Here is a 16,062-nt window from a genome sequence, read left to right as displayed (position 1 = left end):
CGCCTGAAAGTAGCGTCGTGAGGCAAATACAATCGCCTGCAGCTTGCATCAAGCTTCTATCGATACGCCAGCAGTTTCCGGGCTTCCCGGAAAGAAACAAGCCGGCCCCGCCGTTCATCCCACAGCGCCAGTCGGACGCACGCAAAGCTTTCCCATAACGTAATGCGGCCAATGCCCGCTAGCTCTGGATGAGCGCGTAGTACTTCCGGAAGACGGTAGTACGGGATACGGCTGGCGAGATGATGAATGTGGTGAACGCCGATGTTGCCCGTTAGCCATCGAAGCACCAGCGGGAGGTCATAGTGCGAAGCGCCATGGAGGGCGGCTTTAGGAAATTGCCAGTCGTCGGCCTTTGACCAATGCGTTTCCTCAAACTGGTGTTGTACGTAAAACAGCCAAACGCCGGCAGCTCCCGCCAACAAGACAACAGGAAGATGCACCAAGAGGAACGGTACGAGCCCAACAAGCCATATCGTCAATGCAGCGACGAGCGCGATCGCCAGATTGGTTGCCATTGTCGACACCCAAGGCAAGAATTCGGCTCTCATCATACCGATCGGCAGCCGTTGTTTCAAAAGGAATACCCAGATCGGGCCGATACCGAACATCACAACAGGATGCCTGTAGAGGCGGTATCCAAATCTCTTCGCCGGAGAGAGGGCGTGATACTCGTTGACAGTGAGTGTGGCGATGTCACCCACCCCGCGTTCGTCAAGATTGCCAGCAGAGGCATGGTGCTCGGCATGAGCTCGCCGCCAGTAGTCGTAGGGCGTAAGGGTAAGAACGCCAATTACACGCCCCGTCCATGTGTCCAATCTTCGCCGCGCGAAGAACGAGCCGTGCCCGCAGTCGTGCTGGATCATAAAGAGCCGCAGAAGAAAGGCTGCCGCAGGCAGAACAAGCACGCTACCCAGCCACCAGCCTTGCATGATAAAGATGCATGCTCCGGCCCAGAACGCAGCGAACGGGACAGCCGTTACCACAAGCTCAAATACGCTGCGACCAAATCGAGGCTGCCGGTACTGCGCCAGAATCTTGATCCAAGCGCCGGTCGTATCCCGGCTTGGTGAAGTTGTTTCGTAATTTTGAGAGTTCATTTGATCCAAGCGGTTTTTGTGCGCAGTGCGGGACTTCCGGGCCCAGACCACGAACTAAATGTTTTGCCATTAGGCTCGACCAGCCTTACGCGCCGCCTCATCTACTACGGCGTGGGAAGCGAAACCATCCATTTTCTCTATCGGGCTTGCGCGTCGGTCCGTTTCCTGTGTTCGCTCCGCCGCTGTCAAAGACAACAGTAGCTGGATCTTCCTACCGATTTCGGCGTTCGGAAACGGTAAGGGAAAGGAACCTGGGATCTGGGGCCCATCCATTATCGAAACCGCAGAAGCTCAAAAATGCTCGAGCCCGAAGAATGGCGCGACGCAAATTTTTGGCACATCTCCCTCGCATCGCAGCGAGTGTCCGCGGATATGGAAACTTGCTCGAGCAAATAACACGCCGCCCATGGCCGCGCCTCACCGATCCCCACCGCAATTACCACGGCTCTTCAATCCCCAAACCATCTGGCGGATGAGTTGGTGGAGCCGTTGAGGTTCCATATCGAGCCGGCCGGTGAGCAAGCGACTCCAGGCGAAGCCGGCCAGGAGTTCGATGGTGAGTTCCGGATCGACGTCGGCGGAGATCTCGCCTCGGCGCCTCGCGCGGCGCACGAGTTCGGCGGTCTGGTCGATGCGTTCGGCCATGTAGGCTCTGAGTGCTGCTGAGGTCGTGGCGTCGCTCTGGGCTTCGGCGATGACGAAGCGGAAGATCGAGCCGGCCTCGCTGTCGCGCCAGTAGTCGAATAGCGCGGTGACGAAGGCGAACAGGTCGCTTTCGATGGTGCCGGTATCAGGAACAGGCTCCACGTGCTTCTGATCATGGTAGACGTCGAGCAGAAGTGCGGCGCGCGATGACCACCAGCGATAGATCGTCGGTTTTCCGGCGTGTGCGCGCCTGGCGACGGCCTCAATCGAAAAACCGCTCAATCCCGTCTCGCGCAGAATGTCGGCGGCAGCCTTCAGGATCGCGTCCTGGCTCGCTGGATTGCGCTGCGCGCCGATCGAGGTGCGTCGCTCGGCTATCACTGTCGATGTCATGAAACTCCTCCGTTATCCCTGGCTTTCGTAGCACAACGCAGGCTTGAATGAAACGCATCGTTTCGTTATGGTTTTATCGAAACGATGCGTTCTTATAAGAGGGGATAACCATGAGCACCGACCATAACGATAACGCCGCGTCTTCGATCGATGCGGACAAGACGCCGCCTCACCGATTGCCTAGACCGTGTCGATTTCGGCTGTCCTTCCTGCTGATCATCGCGGTCTATCCGCTGATCACCACGCTTCTCTATGTCCTGATGCCGCTCACCAGCACATGGGAGACGTGGCACCGCACGCTTGTCATCACACCCGTCATGGTGTCGCTGATCGTGTTTCTGGTCACGCCGGCCATCCAGCGGCACTTCGGCTGGTATGTGCTGCGCATGCCGCGTCCTCAGCGGTAGAAGCGGGCGGATCACCATTTCCGAGCGATCCATCACACTGCATGCCGGGGGAGGCACCCTGCCCGGCCTCTGCGCTGTGGCGCGCCCTCCTCCGTCGCGCTCGCATATCTCTCGCAAAAAGGCAGCGGCATGAACGCAAATTGATGCTTTTCGCATGCCGGCTTAAGGCCTAGTCAATGTCCATCAGATCGAAGAGGACACGGCGATGGCAACCCCATTTTACTGGAACGAGCTCAACACCTACGATTTCGCCGGGCTCTCCGCCGACACCACGATCGCCATCCTACCGATCGCGTCCACCGAGCAGCATGGGCCTCATCTGCCTGTTGCGACCGATGTCGCCATTGCCAACGGCATGCTGCAGGAACTGCGCCGCCAGCGGCCCGACGATCTCAATATATTGGTGCTGCCGACGCAGGAGATCGGCAAGGCCAACGAGCATGTCTATGGCCCGGGCACGCTGTCTCTCAGCGCAGAACTCCTCATTCCCGTCTGGACCGCGATCGGCGCGAAGGTTGCGGAAGCCGGCCTGCGCAAGATGGTGATCGTCAATTCGCATGGCGGCAATGTCGATATCATGAGCATCGTCGCGCGTGAGCTCCGGGTGCGCTACCAAATGGCTGTGGTCTCCACGCAGTGGGGCCGTTTCGGCCATCCCGAGGGGATGATCAGCGAGCATGAGACGCGCTACGGCATTCACGGCGGCGAGGTCGAGACGTCGCTGATGCTGCATTTCCGGCCGGATCTGGTGCGCATGGAGAAGGCTGAAAACTTCGTGTCGAAGGCCGAATGGATGCGCGAACAGTCGAAATTCATCCAGCCGCTGCCGCCGCATTCGCTGGCCTGGATCGCCCATGATCTCAATCCGAACGGCGTGGTCGGCGACGCCTCGCGCGGCACGGCCGAAAAGGGGGAGGCGATCTGCAAGCATCAGGTCAAGGGCTTTGTCGAAATGCTTGAAGACCTCAAGCGCTACCCGCTCTCCAATCTCTACAGCAAATAGGCCGCGGTCAGACGGACATGTCGTCACGCGCCCGCTGATCTGTCCGGTGCGATATGGCCCTTGTCCTGCAGCTCGTGAACGAGGCCGGCAAGCTCGGCCAGGAGATATTCGACGAACAGGCTGGTGGCGGCGTCCAGCGGCGCGCGGGCGCGGGCGAAGAGCTTCATTGGCTGATGGCGGGCATGCGGCTCGGCGATCGGCCGGAACACAAGTTCGCCGGCACGGCATTCGGTCACCACGTCGAGCGGGTTCAGCATGGTCAGCCCTGCTCCGCATCTCACCAGTTTCTTCAGCATTTCCGAAGCGTTACTCTCAAGCACCGGTTCGACGGACACATCAAGCCGCGCTAGAGCCAGATTGATGACATCGCGCAGGCTGGTGCCCTGCTGCGCCAGAAGCAGGCGTTCATGGACGACATCGCCGAGATTGATGGGTCCGTTGCCGATCAGCCTGTGGCCAGGCGGTAGGACGATGCCGATCGGGATGTCGAAGCTTCCGAGCGAGCGGATACCGGGTGTGGCCGGAATGTTGAAGCCGAGGCCGATGTCAACCTCGCCTGAAAGCACAGGGTTGACCGTCGTCGTGCCGGCGTCGTTCCGGATCTGGAAATAGACGCGCGGATGTTCGGTCTGGAAGCGCGCGATGATTTCGGCAAGCGGCCCGGATGCTAAACCCACCGTCGTCACCAGCCGCACCTTGCCGGCCTGTTGCATCTTCAGGCTGCGAATGCGACCTTCCAGGCGATCGTAATTCTTCAGTACCTCGCGGATATGCTCGATGCACAGCTCGCCTGCGGCCGTCAGTCTCAGCCCGCGCGGCAGTCGCTCGAACAACGGCGCTCCAATTTCCTCCTCGAGCGCCAGGATCTGCCGGTTGATGGCCGAGGATGCGACGTTGAGGCGGGCGGCGGCCTTGCGGATCGAGCCGGAGCGGGCAATCTCGTCAATGTATTGAAGCTTTCTGGAGTGCAGCATTCGACCCTCGGTGCATCTATTTTAAGCGCCGCGCACAAATTAGAAACAGGCGCGTTGTGAGATGCCAAAAAGGCATCGTTGCGCACGAATTTTGATGCTTTTCAAACAGCAAAGCAATCGCTCAAATGAAAGAAATGGAGCGCTGTCGAAGACGCTCCTTGGCCTCAAAGGGGAATGGCTGACATGTCCAATGAATTGAAGACGATGGCTTTTACGGCGCTGCTCGGTCTCGGGACGGCGCTTTGCGCGGCTGCTCCCTCTTACGCGCTCGACAAGGTGAGCTACGGCACCAACTGGCTGGCGCAGGCAGAACATGGCGGCTTCTACCAGGCGGTCGCGGACGGCACCTACGCCAAGCACGGTCTCGATGTGACGATCGTCCAGGGTGGGCCGAATGCGGCCAACTCGGCGCTGCTGATCTCAGGCAAGATCGACTTTTACATGGGCAGTTCGCAGGGTGAGCTGACGGCCGTCGAGCAGGGCATTCCGCTGGTCGATGTCGCGGCAATCTTCCAGAAGGACCCGCAGGTTCTGATCGCGCATCCCGATGCGGGTGTCGAGAAGTTCGAGGATCTCGCCAAGCTCAACACGCTGTTTCTCGGCAAGGATGGCTATCTCACCTTCTTCGAGTGGATGAAGGCCAACTATTCGGGCTTCAAGGACGAGCAGTACAAGCCGTATAACTTCAATCCCGGTCCCTTCATCGCCGACAAGTCCTCGGCGCAGCAGGGCTATCTGACGTCCGAACCCTACGAGATCCAGAAGCAGGCCAGCTGGGAGCCGAAGGTCTTCCTGCTCGCCGACAACGGCTACAGCCCCTACTCCACGGCGATCACCACGACACAGACGATGATCGACAGCAAGTCCGACGTCGTGCAGCGCTTCGTCGATGCCTCGATCGAGGGCTGGTACAGCTATCTCTATGGCGACAACGCCAAGGCCAACGAGCTGATCAAGAAAGACAATCCCGAGATGACCGATGGTCAGATCGCCTATTCCATCGCCAAGATGAAGGAATACGGGATCGTCGAGTCCGGCGAAGCGCTGGACAAGGGCATCGGCTGCATGACCGACGCCCACTACAAGAAGTTCTTCGACGAGATGGTCGGTATCAAGGTGCTGAAGGCCGACACGGATTACACCAAGGCGTTCACGACCAAATACGTCTGCAAGGGCGTGGGCATGGCGCTGAAGAAGTAAGTCGGGCTTCCTCCTCTTCCGTGTGGAGAGGAGGCCCATGGCATACCCAGGAAACGAACGGACCTCATGACTTCATCGCAGCCCACCCCGTCAGCGACACCAGCCGAAGCGCGCAGGCGGCCGCTCGTTGCGATGAAGCAGGTCTCGAAAATCTTTTCCAGTGGCACGGTCGCGCTTTCCGGTATGACGCTGACGGTCGAGAGCGGCGAATTCGTCAGCCTGCTTGGACCATCGGGCTGCGGGAAGTCGACTGCGCTGCGGATCATGGCAGGGCTCGGCGACGTGTCATCGGGGACGATCGACTGGCCGAGCTCGCGCATCAATTCGCGCGGCCTGCCGGAGGGCGATATCAGCTTCGTGTTCCAGGAGCCGACGCTGATGCCATGGAAGAACGTTTTCGACAATGTGCATCTGCCGCTGAAGCTGCGCGGTGTATCGAAAGCTGCGGCGCGCGCGGAAATCATGGCGGTGCTTGCGACCGTCGGGCTGCAGGATTTCGCCGAAGCCTATCCGCGCGAGCTCTCGGGCGGCATGAAGATGCGCGTGTCGATCGCACGCGCGCTGGTGACGAAGCCGAAGCTGCTCCTGATGGATGAGCCTTTCGCGGCGCTCGACGAAATAACCCGCCAGAAGCTGAACGACGACGTGCTGCGGCTCTGGAAAGAGACCGGCATCACGGTGATCTTCGTGACGCATTCGGTGTTCGAATCCGCCTACCTCTCCAACCGCATCGTCGTCATGAAGGCGCGGCCGGGGCGGGTGCATGCCGATCTGCCGCTCGTCACCAGTCTAGAGCGCGACGCGCATTACCGCACCTCCGAGGAATACCGCCAGGCTTGCGAGACGGTCTCGCACTCGCTGATCGGCGCGATCAATGCCGCGAAGGAAGACGACTGATGGCCGATATCGCCGAGACACCCGCCATCGAGGTTGCCAAGCCGATCAATGCGCGCCGCCGCGATCTGGCGCTGCGGATCCTGGTTCCGGTGCTGACTGTTGCAGCGCTGGTCGTGATCTGGTGGCTCTATGTCAAGCTGTCGGGCGTGCCGCCCTATATCCTGCCGGGCCCGGCGGCCGTGGCCAGCGCCTTCGTCAGCGATTGGGGCACACTCGCCCCTGCCCTTTGGGTCACCACCAAGATCACCTTTATGTCGCTGATCCTGGCGCTGATCGGCGGCGTCGGATTTGCCGTCTTTCTTGTGCAGTCGCGCTGGATCGAAATCGCCTTCTATCCGCTGGCGGTTATCCTGCAGGTGACGCCTGTGGTGGCGATCTCGCCGCTGATCCTGATCTATGCCCCGTCGACACAGGTGGCGCTGCTGATCTGCGCCTTTCTGGTCGCCTTCTTTCCGATCCTGTCGAACATGGTGCAAGGCCTGAAGAGCGTGGATCACAACCTGATCAACCTCTTTGAGCTCTACGGCGCCTCGCGCTGGCAGACACTGCTCTATCTGAAGCTGCCGGCCGCCCAGCCCTATTTCATGACGGGTCTCAGGATCGGCGGCGGGCTGGCGCTGATCGCAGCCGTCGTCGCCGAATTCGCGGCGGGCTCGGCGGGCGCCGGATCGGGTCTGGCCTTCCGCCTGCTCGAGGCGCAATACCGCATGAACATCCCTCGCCTCTTCGCCGCCCTGCTGATGCTGTCGATGCTCGGCGTGGCGATCTTCGCGATCACCTCATTCATCTCCTGGCTCAGCCTGCATCGCTGGCATGAGAGCAGCCTGAAGCGGGAAAACTGATGACCTATTCCTTCATGTCGCCGCCCAATTCCGCACGCTTCGTGCTCAGCCACGCGACGCTGCCCGATATCGCCGTCGCGGGCTACGAGGCTGTCTCAGCCGAGGGGCTGGTGAAGGCAGATCTCGTCATCGAGGACGGGTTGATCGCGGCGATCCTGCCGCCCGGTTCTGCGCCGCAGGAATTTGCGAAATCCGACATGCGCGACGGCATGATCTGGCCGTGTTTCGCCGATGTGCACACGCATCTCGACAAGGGTCACATCTGGGCGCGCAACAGCAATCCCGATGGCACCTTCATGGGCGCGCTGACCTCCGTCGGCATCGACCGCGCCACCCACTGGAACGCCGCCGATGTCCGCAAGCGGATGGAGTTCTCGCTGCGCTCGGCCTACGCGCACGGCACCAGCTTGATCCGCACGCATCTGGATTCGCCAGCGCCGCAGCATCGCATCTCGTTCGAGGTGTTTGCCGAGGTGCGCGACGCCTGGAAGGACAAGATCGCGCTGCAGGCGGCGGCCCTGTTTCCGATGGACGACATGGTCAACGAGGCCTACTTCGCCGAGCTCGTCCAGATCGTTCGCGACACCGGCTGCCTGCTTGGCGGCGTGACGAAGATGAGCGCGGATCTGACCTGGCAGCTCGACACGCTGCTGAAGGCCGCCGCCGACAATGGGCTCGATGTCGATCTGCATGTCGACGAAACCGACGATCCTGGTGCCGAGACACTGAAGGCGATTGCCGAGGCGGTGCTGCGCAACGGCTTTACGGGCAAGGTGACGGCCGGGCATTGCTGCTCGCTCGCAAGACAGGATGACGAGCTTGCCAGGCGCACCATCGAGTTGGTGCAGAAGGCAGGAATTTCAATCATTTCTCTGCCGATGTGCAACATGTACCTTCAGGACCGTTATCCTGATCGCACGCCGCGCTGGCGTGGCGTGACGCTGTTCAAGGAGCTCGATGCCGCCGGCGTACTGACGGCCGTTGCCTCCGACAATACCCGCGATCCCTTCTATGCCTATGGCGATCTCGATCCCGTCGAAGTGTTCCGCGAGGCGGTGCGCATCCTGCAGCTCGACCACCCGCTCGACAGCGCCGCGCGCGTCGTGACCACATCGGCCGCCGACATCGCAGGGCGCCCGGATATGGGCCGCATCGCTGTCGGCCTGCCTGCCGATCTCGTGCTTTTCAGCGCCCGCCGCTGGAGCGAATTTCTATCCCGTCCGCAGGCCGACCGCGTGGTGCTACGCCGCGGCAAGGTCATCGACCGCAGCCTGCCGGATTACCGTGAACTCGATAGCGTCGTTGGAGCCTGACATGCCGGATTACCAGAAGATCAAACAGGAACTCGAAGGCATCGCCATCGAGGACAATCCAGCGCTGGTGCGCCAGAAGAGCCGGGACTTCTATTGGTATTCGCCCGTGCTGAAGGCGCAGCTCGACGGCGTCACCGCCGATCTGGTGGTCACGCCGAAGAACGAAGCCGAGGTCATCCAGACGCTGAAGGTGGCGTTCGCCCACGGCGTTCCGGTGACCCCGCGCGGTGCCGGCACCGGCAATTACGGCCAGGCCATGCCGCTCTCGGGCGGTATCGTTCTCAATCTGGCCGCCATGGACCAGATCAAGGAAATCCATCCGGGTCGTGTCATCTGCGAGCCCGGGATCATCATCGCCCAGCTCGACAAGCAGACCAAGGCGCATTCCGGCCAGGAGCTGCGCTTCCATCCGTCCACGGCGCAGACGGCGACGATCGGCGGCTTCATCGCCGGCGGGTCCGGTGGCGTCGGCTCGATCACCTGGGGTGGCCTGCGCGATATCGGCAACATCATCCGGCTGCGGGTTGTGACGATGGAGGCCGAGCCACGCGTGCTGGAGCTGACGGGCTGGGATTTGCAGAAGGTGAGCCACGCCTATGGCACCAACGGCATCATCACCGAGATCGAGATGCCGCTGGCGCCGGCCTATGACTGGGTCGATGTGCTCGTCGGATACGACCACTTCATGGACGGTGTGCGCTACGCCGATGCGCTGGCGAAGTGCAACGGCATCCTGACCAAGGAGATCGCCCCGATCGCCGCTCCCATCCCCTACAGCTATTTCACCCGCCACAAGCCCTATATCCGCGAAGGGCAGTCGGTCGTGGTGGTGATGGTGGCGCCACATTCGATCGATGCCTTCGCCGCGTTCACGGCCTCGCAGAAGGGCGAAATTATCTTCCGCTCCGACAAGGTCGAGAGCATGAAGGGCATTCCGCATGCCTATGAGCTTGCCTGGAACCACACGACGCTGCGCGCGCTGAAGGTCGATCCCGAATATACCTATCTTCAGGTCCAGTATCCCGGGCCCGACCATGTGGCGAAGGTCGCCAAGATGGTCGAGATCTTCGGCGACGAGGTGCCCGGCCATCTCGAGTTCATCAAGTTCGACGGGCAGATCCAGTGCTCGGGCCTGCCGCTAGTGCGCTACACCACCGAGGAGCGGCTGGAGGAGATCATCAAGATCCACCAGGACCATGGCTGCCCGATCTTCAATCCGCACCGCTATACGCTTGAGGAAGGCGGCATGAAGCAGACTGACAAGGTGCAGCTCGCCTTCAAGCACGAGACCGATCCGAAGGGCCTGCTCAACCCCGGCAAGATGATCGCGTGGGAGAACCCCAATTTCGATTTCTCGGCCGGACAGAACTATCTCTTCCCAGGTCTCGCTTCGGTGATGGAGAGCGCATGAGGGTACTCGTCCTTCACTCGCATCCGGTGGAATCGAGCTACGGCAAGGCACTCTATCAAAAGACGCTGGAGAGCCTGAAGGCGGCGGGCCATGAGGTCGATGCCTGCGACCTCTATGCCGAGGAATTCGACCCGGTTCTGTCGCGGCATGACCGGCTGGTCTATCACGACTATCCTGAGAATACCGAGTTGGTGAAGGACCACGTCGAACGTCTAAAGCGGGCGGAGGGACTGGTCATCGTCACCCCGATCTGGAACTTCGGCTTTCCGGCGATCCTGAAGGGTTATTTCGACCGCGTCTGGCTGCCGGGCGTATCCTTCGAACTGGTGGACGGGAAGGTGGAATCCCGTCTCAGGCACATCCGCAAGCTTGGCGCGGTGCTGACCTACGGGGCGACACCGTTCCGCGCCTTTGTCGCCGGCAATCCGCCAAAGAAGATCGTCAAGCGGGTGCTGAGGGCGCAGATCAATCCCGTGCGCCCGGTAACCTTTCTCGCCCATTACGACATGAACAACTGCACGCAACAAACGAGGGCGGCGTTCATGGGGAAGGTCGAGACGGCGATGAGGCAGTTTTAGACTACCTCCGGGTCGCCGTCCTGCCCGTTCCAACGAAAGTCGCTTTATGAATACAGCTCACCAGGCTTTGATAGGCTGAAATTCTCTCAATCATCATCGATGCGTTACGGCGCCAGCACCTTTGCCGCCGTCACCTCTACCTCGACCAGAAACTCCGATCGCGTAAAGCCGCCGACAACGATCAGCGTTGACACAGGCTTGGGGTCTAGCGTGTAGCGGTCGCGCACCGCCATGTAGGCCGGGAAGTCCTCGCGGCGGGTCACGAAGCCGGAGATGCGGATCACGTCGGCATAGGTCAGGCCGGCCTCCTCCAGGATCGCGCCGATCGCCTTGAAGCAGAGTTCCGCCTGGGCGGTGACGCCTTCCGGAATGCTATCGTCAAGCGCGATGCCGAGCTGGCCCGATGTGACCAGTAGCGAGGCGCCTGGCGGCACGAGGAGGCCGTGATTGTAGTTGCCGAAGGGCTTGCGAACAGACGGGGGATTGATCGATTTCGTCATCAAGACCAGTATTTGAAATATCTTTAGGGTGTAATGTTGATATCCGGCAGGAAGGTCACACCGCCTTGTCGGACCGATATACAATACTGGCATCGTTCACGGTGGCAACATCGAATAGGCGGCTCGGCTGGCCGCCAGGCACGATCGCCGTGGCGATAACGTCGTGCTCGTCATAGTTGGCGGGGCCCGGGGAAACGCAAGTGCCCGCGGCGGAACGCCGCCACGTCTTTCGGCCGACACAAGGAACGAAACCAGGTCCGCACAGTAAACGCTGTGATGAAGGAAGACGCCGGCGTCATCAACGTTTCCCGCAGAATATCTGGGTGCCGTCATGTAGTCGCCGGTCAGCCCCATCACCTCGCCGGAATGGCTGGACTTAGTTCGAACCCAAAAGTTGCTTTCGAGCCTTCTGGCGTGAGGCCGACGACAGTGGGGAGCCGGTGCGCGGTCTGCGGTCGGTACTGACGAGGCGGCAACCATCATCTGATTACGCGGAGTTTCGCTTAAAGATGCTGCAGGGAAGCCGCACGATGCCCGGCTCAAGTTTTTCCTGGCGCGATAGCCCCAGGATCGCGAGGCCTGCACGATGCCCGATCTCCTTTAGTTGCATGTCGATCGTCGTCAGGGGTGGTCGCGTCTGTTTCGAGACGACTTCCCAGTTGTCGAACCCGACCACCGCGACGTCGTCGGGGATCGAAATCCCTCGATCGCGAAGCGCATCGATAACACCGCGCGCGATTTCGTCGCTGCCGCAAAAGATTGCATCGGGCTTTGGGCCCGATTGAGAATAGATCTCATCGATCGCGGAGTGTCCCCATTCCTCGGACCACTCGCCGAACATAACCTGACCGGAAGGTCCGACGAGATCCTCGTAGGCGTGCGCACGGATGCGCGCAGCAAGGTAGTTCTCCTCGCCGGTGATGTGCACTATGCGTGTCCTGCCAAGGGATTGGAGATGCTGCACGGCGACGCGCGCGCCCTGGGCATCATCAGGATGGAAGCTCACGCTGTCGGCAGGACCTTGCGCAAACGCGTAGATAACCGGAACTCGGAGTTTGAGGAGTTCGGGTGGCGGCTCAAGATCGATCCGCGTCGCGGTGAAGATAATCCCGTCGACTTGGCGATCTAGCAGCGCATCGAGATGGAGCTTGGCCAGCCGCGGATCATTGTTGGTCGCGCACAGGAAGAGCGAGACTCCGTGGTCGACGAGGATCTCGGAGACGCCCGCCGCCATCGGAAGCGTCAGTCGACCATAGGTATCGTTCGTCAGCATACCGATCGCATGGCTGCGCTTCATCAGCAACCCACGCGCGAGTGCATTCGGCCGGAAGCCGAGTTCGTCGGCAATCCTTTTAACCTTTTCACGTGTCTCGGCGTTCGTCCGGCCAGTACCGTTGAGCGCGTTTGAGGCTGTCGAAATGCTCACTCCCGCGGTTTTCGCCACGTCGCGAATTGTTCGACGCCCATGGTCAGAATCGTTCAAATTCGGCTTCTCCTAGTCTTGTTGATAAAACCTTTTAACAGAAAAAATACAGGAGCTAAAAGGTTTTATCAGAAAGTCGTTCATATTGCAGCGCACTCATGTCGACATGTAATATTTTCTCATCTAACGTTGCCTCTGTTCTGAGGTCTGGAGCCTCCCATAAGAGAAGGGGAACTCGCATGCGCCGTCTAAAAATTACCATTGCAGCTGTTGCACTATTGGCGAGCACGTCTCTCGCCAACGCTGAAGAAATCACGCTATGGGTGCGCACGTCATCGGGGGCTGCGCTCCAGGGGCTGGCTGAAAAATACAACGCCTCCCACTCCGATAAGGTTAATGTAACACAGATCACCGCCGAGCAGATGGTTCCGAAGCTGGGTGCCGCGATCGCCGGCGGAGCGGCACCTGATGGTGCGGTGCTCGACCTCATCTATCTCCCAACCTTCGCCGCAAACGACAGCCTCGAAGACATCAGCGATTTCGTAAAGGGCCTTCCATACGCTGCCGCGCTGAGCCCGTCGCATATCCGCCTGGCGACCTATGATGGCAAGGTTTACGGCGTACCCGCTTTGCCTGATGCCTCGATCATCGCCTACAACACGGACCTCTTCAAGAAAGCGGGTCTCGATCCGGACAAGGCACCGGCCTCCCTCGAGGAGATTGCTGCCGACGCCAAGAAGATCCATGCTCTGGACAAGGAAACCTACGGCTTTTATTTCGTCGCCAATTCCGGCAGCTGGCTGATCTACGACTTCCTGCCGCACCTCTGGGCCGCAAGCGCCGATGTCCTGAGCGATGACGGCCGCACTGCGACCGTCGATACGCCGGCATTGCGTGATACCGTCGCGGCTTATCGCGACATGTGGACGTCCGGCGCCATCCACCCGACCTCGCGGTCGGGCAACGGCAACAATGCGGTTGAGGCCTTCGCATCGGGAAAGGTCGGCATCCTGATGACGGGTTCCTACATCGTCAACTTGCTCACCAGCAAGTATCCGGATGTCAAGTTCGCCGTCGCTCCGATCCCGGGTCCGAAGGGCGGCGCGTCGAGCTTTGCCGGCGGGGATACCCTGGCACTCATCAAGGGCCTCAGCGAGGAAAAGAAGAAGGTCGCCCTGGACTTTGTGAAGTTCTACATGGAGCCCGAGCAGCAGGTCTATATCACGCAGGAATCCGGCATGCCGTCACGTACGGATCTCGCCAAGGAAGCCTACGCCAAGTTCGATCAGCGCAACCTCATTGCCTATGACATCCTGGCGAAAGCCCGCACGCCTTATACGTTCTCCTCCGATGAACTGTTCGTCAGCCGCACCGGCCCATTCCTCAACCTGATCCAGGGCACGATCTTCGGTGATGACGTCGATGGGTCGATAAAAAAGGCGCAGGAAGACTTCACCAAGATCCTCGATCGTACCAACCCGTAACGGCTGCGTGCGGGGTGGGCTCTTCCACCCCGCACTTCTTCAATCGCTGATGCGCATTTTCGAGTTCTTCGAGGAATAACTGTGGTCGACACCCCGACAAAGGATATGAAGCAGCCGATCTCCGGAGAACCGGAGCCGCAGGGCTGGCTTGGATTGGCATTCATCCTGCCTGGCTTCGTGTTCATCCTGGTGCTGTTTTTGGTTCCGCTCGCCATGACGATATGGATGAGCTTCTACAATTGGCCCCTGCTCGGACGGAAGAAGTTCATCGGCTTTGCCAATTACGCTGAACTGCTTGGCGATATGCAGCTCTGGCATTCGCTGGGCTTCACCCTGCTCTACACGGTCCTCGTAACTGCCGCGATCTTTGCGGTGGCCTTTCCTTTGGCGCTGTTGGTCGATCGCCCGCTGCGATCTGCCGGCTTCTTCCGCACGATCTTCTTCATGCCTGTCGTCATCGGATTTGGTGCGGCATCCACACTGTGGATGTGGTTGCTCAATCCCGACAGCGGCGTTTTTGCCCAAGTCCTGCGCGGCATTGGCCTTATCAGCGCAGCACCCCGGCCGCTTGAAAGCTTCTGGCCGGCGCTTGCCGTGATCATACTGATGGTCGTCTGGAAGACAGCCGGCTTCACCATGGTCATTCTGCTGACCGGTCTGCAGGGCATCTCCAACGACGTGATCGAGGCTGCCAAGATCGACGGCGCTAGCGTCTTCAGCCGCTTCCGCCGGATCACGCTGCCGCTGATGCGCAATTCGCTCGTGCTGGCCCTGGTTCTCAATGTCACCTCGTCGATGCTCGCCTTCGACCAGTTCTTCATCATCACGCAAGGCGGCCCTGAAAATAGTACGATCTCGGCCGTGTTCTCCATCTACCTCGCATCGTTCTCGTCTTACCGGCTCGGCTACGGCTCTGCGCTCTCCTTTGCGCTGCTCATCGTTCTCGTTGCCATTAGTGCCATTCAATTCGTGCTGTTGCGCGAACGTGCGGAGGAAGGTTGATGACCTCCACCCAATCCAATACGGGCAGCAATCCTCGCGGTGGCCCTACCGGCTATCTGCTCTTCCTGCTCGTTTCGATCCTGTTTGCTATCTTCTTCATCATGCCGATCGTCTGGTCACTGGCGAATTCGTTCAAGCCAGCCGCGGAAGCGCTCGCCAATCCGGCCGCACTTTTCTCGAAGACCTTCTCGCTGGAAAATTACCGCCGCCTCGAGAATGTCGGTGCCGGATGGTACGTGTATGCGGGCAACTCCGTGCTGATCGCTGTCGGGACGGTGCTCTTGACAATCATCGTTTCGGTTCCTGGCGGCTACGGCTTCTCCAAGTTTAGGTTCCCAGGTCAGTCGATACTGTTCGTCCTGATCATGGCAACGATGATGATCCCCTTTCAGTCGATCCTGACGCCGCTGTTCCTCATCCTGAAGATGCTCAGCCTGCAGAACAGCCTGTTCGGGCTCGTCCTGATCTACGTCACTTTTCAGCTGCCGTTCTCCGTCTTCATGATGCGCAATGCCTTTGATGCCGTGCCCAAGGCGCTGATCGAGGCGGCGCGTATCGATGGCGCCTCGCAGGCGACGATCTTGCGGCGCATCATGTTGCCGATCGCCTTGCCCGGTGTAGCGACGGTAGCGATGTTCGCCTTCCTGAATTCTTGGAACGAGTTCCTGGCCGCCCTCATCTTCCTGTCGGATCAGAACAAGTTCACCCTGCCGATCATGCTGGTGAACGTGTCATCGGGCCTCTACGGCATCATCGATTGGGGTGCATTGCAGGCCGGCATCGCGGTCACCATGATCCCCTGCATCATCCTCTTCCTTCTTCTGCAACGCTACTATGTGCGCGGCCTAACGGCCGGCGCCGTGAAATAAGAAGCGGCACGTCCGCTCAAGGAG

The 16,062-nt window shown here is 60.1% G+C and carries 16 protein-coding genes; 11 read left to right on the top strand and 5 right to left on the bottom strand.

What is annotated here, in order from left to right:
• Positions 1–56 precede the first annotated feature (56 nt).
• Together QTL96_RS28645 and QTL96_RS28640 are read right to left on the bottom strand one after the other, a co-directional pair.
• Positions 57–1,097 carry a fatty acid desaturase gene (locus tag QTL96_RS28645; RefSeq protein WP_289730175.1) on the bottom strand — a complete coding sequence of 347 codons (1,041 nt, stop codon included), beginning with the start codon at positions 1,095–1,097 and terminating at the stop codon, positions 57–59.
• Between the two features lie 417 nt (positions 1,098–1,514).
• A complete protein-coding gene (locus QTL96_RS28640) occupies positions 1,515–2,135 on the bottom strand; it encodes a TetR/AcrR family transcriptional regulator (protein WP_289730110.1) in 621 nt (206 codons plus the stop codon).
• 110 nt (positions 2,136–2,245) lie between these two features.
• Here QTL96_RS28640 and QTL96_RS28635 point away from each other — a divergent pair, with 110 nt between their 5' ends.
• Both QTL96_RS28635 and QTL96_RS28630 read left to right on the top strand, forming a co-directional pair.
• Positions 2,246–2,542 (top strand): hypothetical protein, encoded by a 297-nt coding sequence (locus tag QTL96_RS28635; protein ID WP_289730109.1) that lies wholly within the window; start codon positions 2,246–2,248, stop codon positions 2,540–2,542.
• 205 nt (positions 2,543–2,747) lie between these two features.
• Positions 2,748–3,545, top strand: coding sequence for a creatininase family protein (locus tag QTL96_RS28630; RefSeq protein ID WP_289730108.1), 798 nt, complete (start codon positions 2,748–2,750; stop codon positions 3,543–3,545).
• A gap of 23 nt (positions 3,546–3,568) precedes the next feature.
• Here QTL96_RS28630 and QTL96_RS28625 read toward each other — a convergent pair whose 3' ends face one another.
• Positions 3,569–4,519, bottom strand: coding sequence for a LysR family transcriptional regulator (locus QTL96_RS28625; RefSeq protein WP_289730107.1), 951 nt, complete (start codon positions 4,517–4,519; stop codon positions 3,569–3,571).
• Positions 4,520–4,702: 183 nt separating this feature from the next.
• On the opposite strand from QTL96_RS28625, the gene QTL96_RS28620 reads away from it, so the two are divergent.
• The 6 genes from QTL96_RS28620 (at position 4,703) to QTL96_RS28595 (ending at position 10,760) form a co-directional block, all read left to right on the top strand.
• A complete protein-coding gene (locus QTL96_RS28620) occupies positions 4,703–5,719 on the top strand; it encodes an ABC transporter substrate-binding protein (protein WP_289730106.1) in 1,017 nt (338 codons plus the stop codon).
• Positions 5,720–5,785: 66 nt separating this feature from the next.
• On the top strand, positions 5,786–6,616 hold the full coding sequence (locus tag QTL96_RS28615) for an ABC transporter ATP-binding protein (RefSeq protein WP_289730105.1): 831 nt from the start codon (positions 5,786–5,788) through the stop codon (positions 6,614–6,616).
• Entirely contained in the window at positions 6,616–7,458 is an 843-nt protein-coding gene (locus QTL96_RS28610) for an ABC transporter permease (RefSeq protein WP_289730104.1), read from the top strand. Before QTL96_RS28615 ends, QTL96_RS28610 begins: the two co-directional genes overlap by 1 nt.
• Positions 7,458–8,771 carry a cytosine deaminase gene (locus QTL96_RS28605; RefSeq protein WP_289730103.1) on the top strand — a complete coding sequence of 438 codons (1,314 nt, stop codon included), beginning with the start codon at positions 7,458–7,460 and terminating at the stop codon, positions 8,769–8,771. Before QTL96_RS28610 ends, QTL96_RS28605 begins: the two co-directional genes overlap by 1 nt.
• A 1-nt stretch (position 8,772) precedes the next feature.
• Positions 8,773–10,182: an FAD-binding oxidoreductase gene (locus QTL96_RS28600; RefSeq protein WP_289730102.1), complete on the top strand. Its 1,410-nt coding sequence runs from the start codon at positions 8,773–8,775 to the stop codon at positions 10,180–10,182.
• Complete coding sequence (locus QTL96_RS28595) at positions 10,179–10,760, top strand: NAD(P)H-dependent oxidoreductase (RefSeq protein WP_113196975.1); 582 nt, start codon at positions 10,179–10,181, stop codon at positions 10,758–10,760. Before QTL96_RS28600 ends, QTL96_RS28595 begins: the two co-directional genes overlap by 4 nt.
• A gap of 104 nt (positions 10,761–10,864) precedes the next feature.
• Here QTL96_RS28595 and QTL96_RS28590 read toward each other — a convergent pair whose 3' ends face one another.
• Together QTL96_RS28590 and QTL96_RS28585 are read right to left on the bottom strand one after the other, a co-directional pair.
• Positions 10,865–11,260 (bottom strand): RidA family protein, encoded by a 396-nt coding sequence (locus tag QTL96_RS28590; protein ID WP_113196974.1) that lies wholly within the window; start codon positions 11,258–11,260, stop codon positions 10,865–10,867.
• 487 nt (positions 11,261–11,747) lie between these two features.
• Positions 11,748–12,743, bottom strand: coding sequence for a LacI family DNA-binding transcriptional regulator (locus QTL96_RS28585; RefSeq protein WP_289730101.1), 996 nt, complete (start codon positions 12,741–12,743; stop codon positions 11,748–11,750).
• Positions 12,744–12,922: 179 nt separating this feature from the next.
• Between QTL96_RS28585 and QTL96_RS28580 the strand changes: the two genes are divergently transcribed.
• From QTL96_RS28580 to QTL96_RS28570, 3 genes are all read left to right on the top strand, one after another.
• Positions 12,923–14,167: a sugar ABC transporter substrate-binding protein gene (locus tag QTL96_RS28580; protein ID WP_289730100.1), complete on the top strand. Its 1,245-nt coding sequence runs from the start codon at positions 12,923–12,925 to the stop codon at positions 14,165–14,167.
• An 81-nt stretch (positions 14,168–14,248) separates the two neighbouring features.
• Positions 14,249–15,169: a sugar ABC transporter permease gene (locus QTL96_RS28575; protein ID WP_289730099.1), complete on the top strand. Its 921-nt coding sequence runs from the start codon at positions 14,249–14,251 to the stop codon at positions 15,167–15,169.
• Complete coding sequence (locus QTL96_RS28570) at positions 15,169–16,038, top strand: carbohydrate ABC transporter permease (RefSeq protein ID WP_289730098.1); 870 nt, start codon at positions 15,169–15,171, stop codon at positions 16,036–16,038. Before QTL96_RS28575 ends, QTL96_RS28570 begins: the two co-directional genes overlap by 1 nt.
• The last annotated feature ends 24 nt before the right edge of the window (positions 16,039–16,062 follow it).

Source organism: Rhizobium sp. S163, assembly GCF_030380805.1.
Taxonomy (GTDB): domain Bacteria; phylum Pseudomonadota; class Alphaproteobacteria; order Rhizobiales; family Rhizobiaceae; genus Rhizobium.
Note: the sequence above shows the minus strand (reverse complement) of the source record. Positions and strands in the feature narration are given on the sequence as shown.

Coding starts and splice junctions, on each gene's coding strand:
- QTL96_RS28645 (WP_289730175.1), bottom strand. CDS start 1,097: ATGAACTCTCAAAATTACGAAACAACTTCACCAAGCCGGGATACGACC.
- QTL96_RS28625 (WP_289730107.1), bottom strand. CDS start 4,519: ATGCTGCACTCCAGAAAGCTTCAATACATTGACGAGATTGCCCGCTCC.
- QTL96_RS28620 (WP_289730106.1), top strand. CDS start 4,703: ATGTCCAATGAATTGAAGACGATGGCTTTTACGGCGCTGCTCGGTCTC.
- QTL96_RS28590 (WP_113196974.1), bottom strand. CDS start 11,260: ATGACGAAATCGATCAATCCCCCGTCTGTTCGCAAGCCCTTCGGCAAC.
- QTL96_RS28630 (WP_289730108.1), top strand. CDS start 2,748: ATGGCAACCCCATTTTACTGGAACGAGCTCAACACCTACGATTTCGCC.
- QTL96_RS28640 (WP_289730110.1), bottom strand. CDS start 2,135: ATGACATCGACAGTGATAGCCGAGCGACGCACCTCGATCGGCGCGCAG.
- QTL96_RS28610 (WP_289730104.1), top strand. CDS start 6,616: ATGGCCGATATCGCCGAGACACCCGCCATCGAGGTTGCCAAGCCGATC.
- QTL96_RS28595 (WP_113196975.1), top strand. CDS start 10,179: ATGAGGGTACTCGTCCTTCACTCGCATCCGGTGGAATCGAGCTACGGC.
- QTL96_RS28570 (WP_289730098.1), top strand. CDS start 15,169: ATGACCTCCACCCAATCCAATACGGGCAGCAATCCTCGCGGTGGCCCT.
- QTL96_RS28635 (WP_289730109.1), top strand. CDS start 2,246: ATGAGCACCGACCATAACGATAACGCCGCGTCTTCGATCGATGCGGAC.
- QTL96_RS28580 (WP_289730100.1), top strand. CDS start 12,923: ATGCGCCGTCTAAAAATTACCATTGCAGCTGTTGCACTATTGGCGAGC.
- QTL96_RS28615 (WP_289730105.1), top strand. CDS start 5,786: ATGACTTCATCGCAGCCCACCCCGTCAGCGACACCAGCCGAAGCGCGC.
- QTL96_RS28600 (WP_289730102.1), top strand. CDS start 8,773: ATGCCGGATTACCAGAAGATCAAACAGGAACTCGAAGGCATCGCCATC.
- QTL96_RS28605 (WP_289730103.1), top strand. CDS start 7,458: ATGACCTATTCCTTCATGTCGCCGCCCAATTCCGCACGCTTCGTGCTC.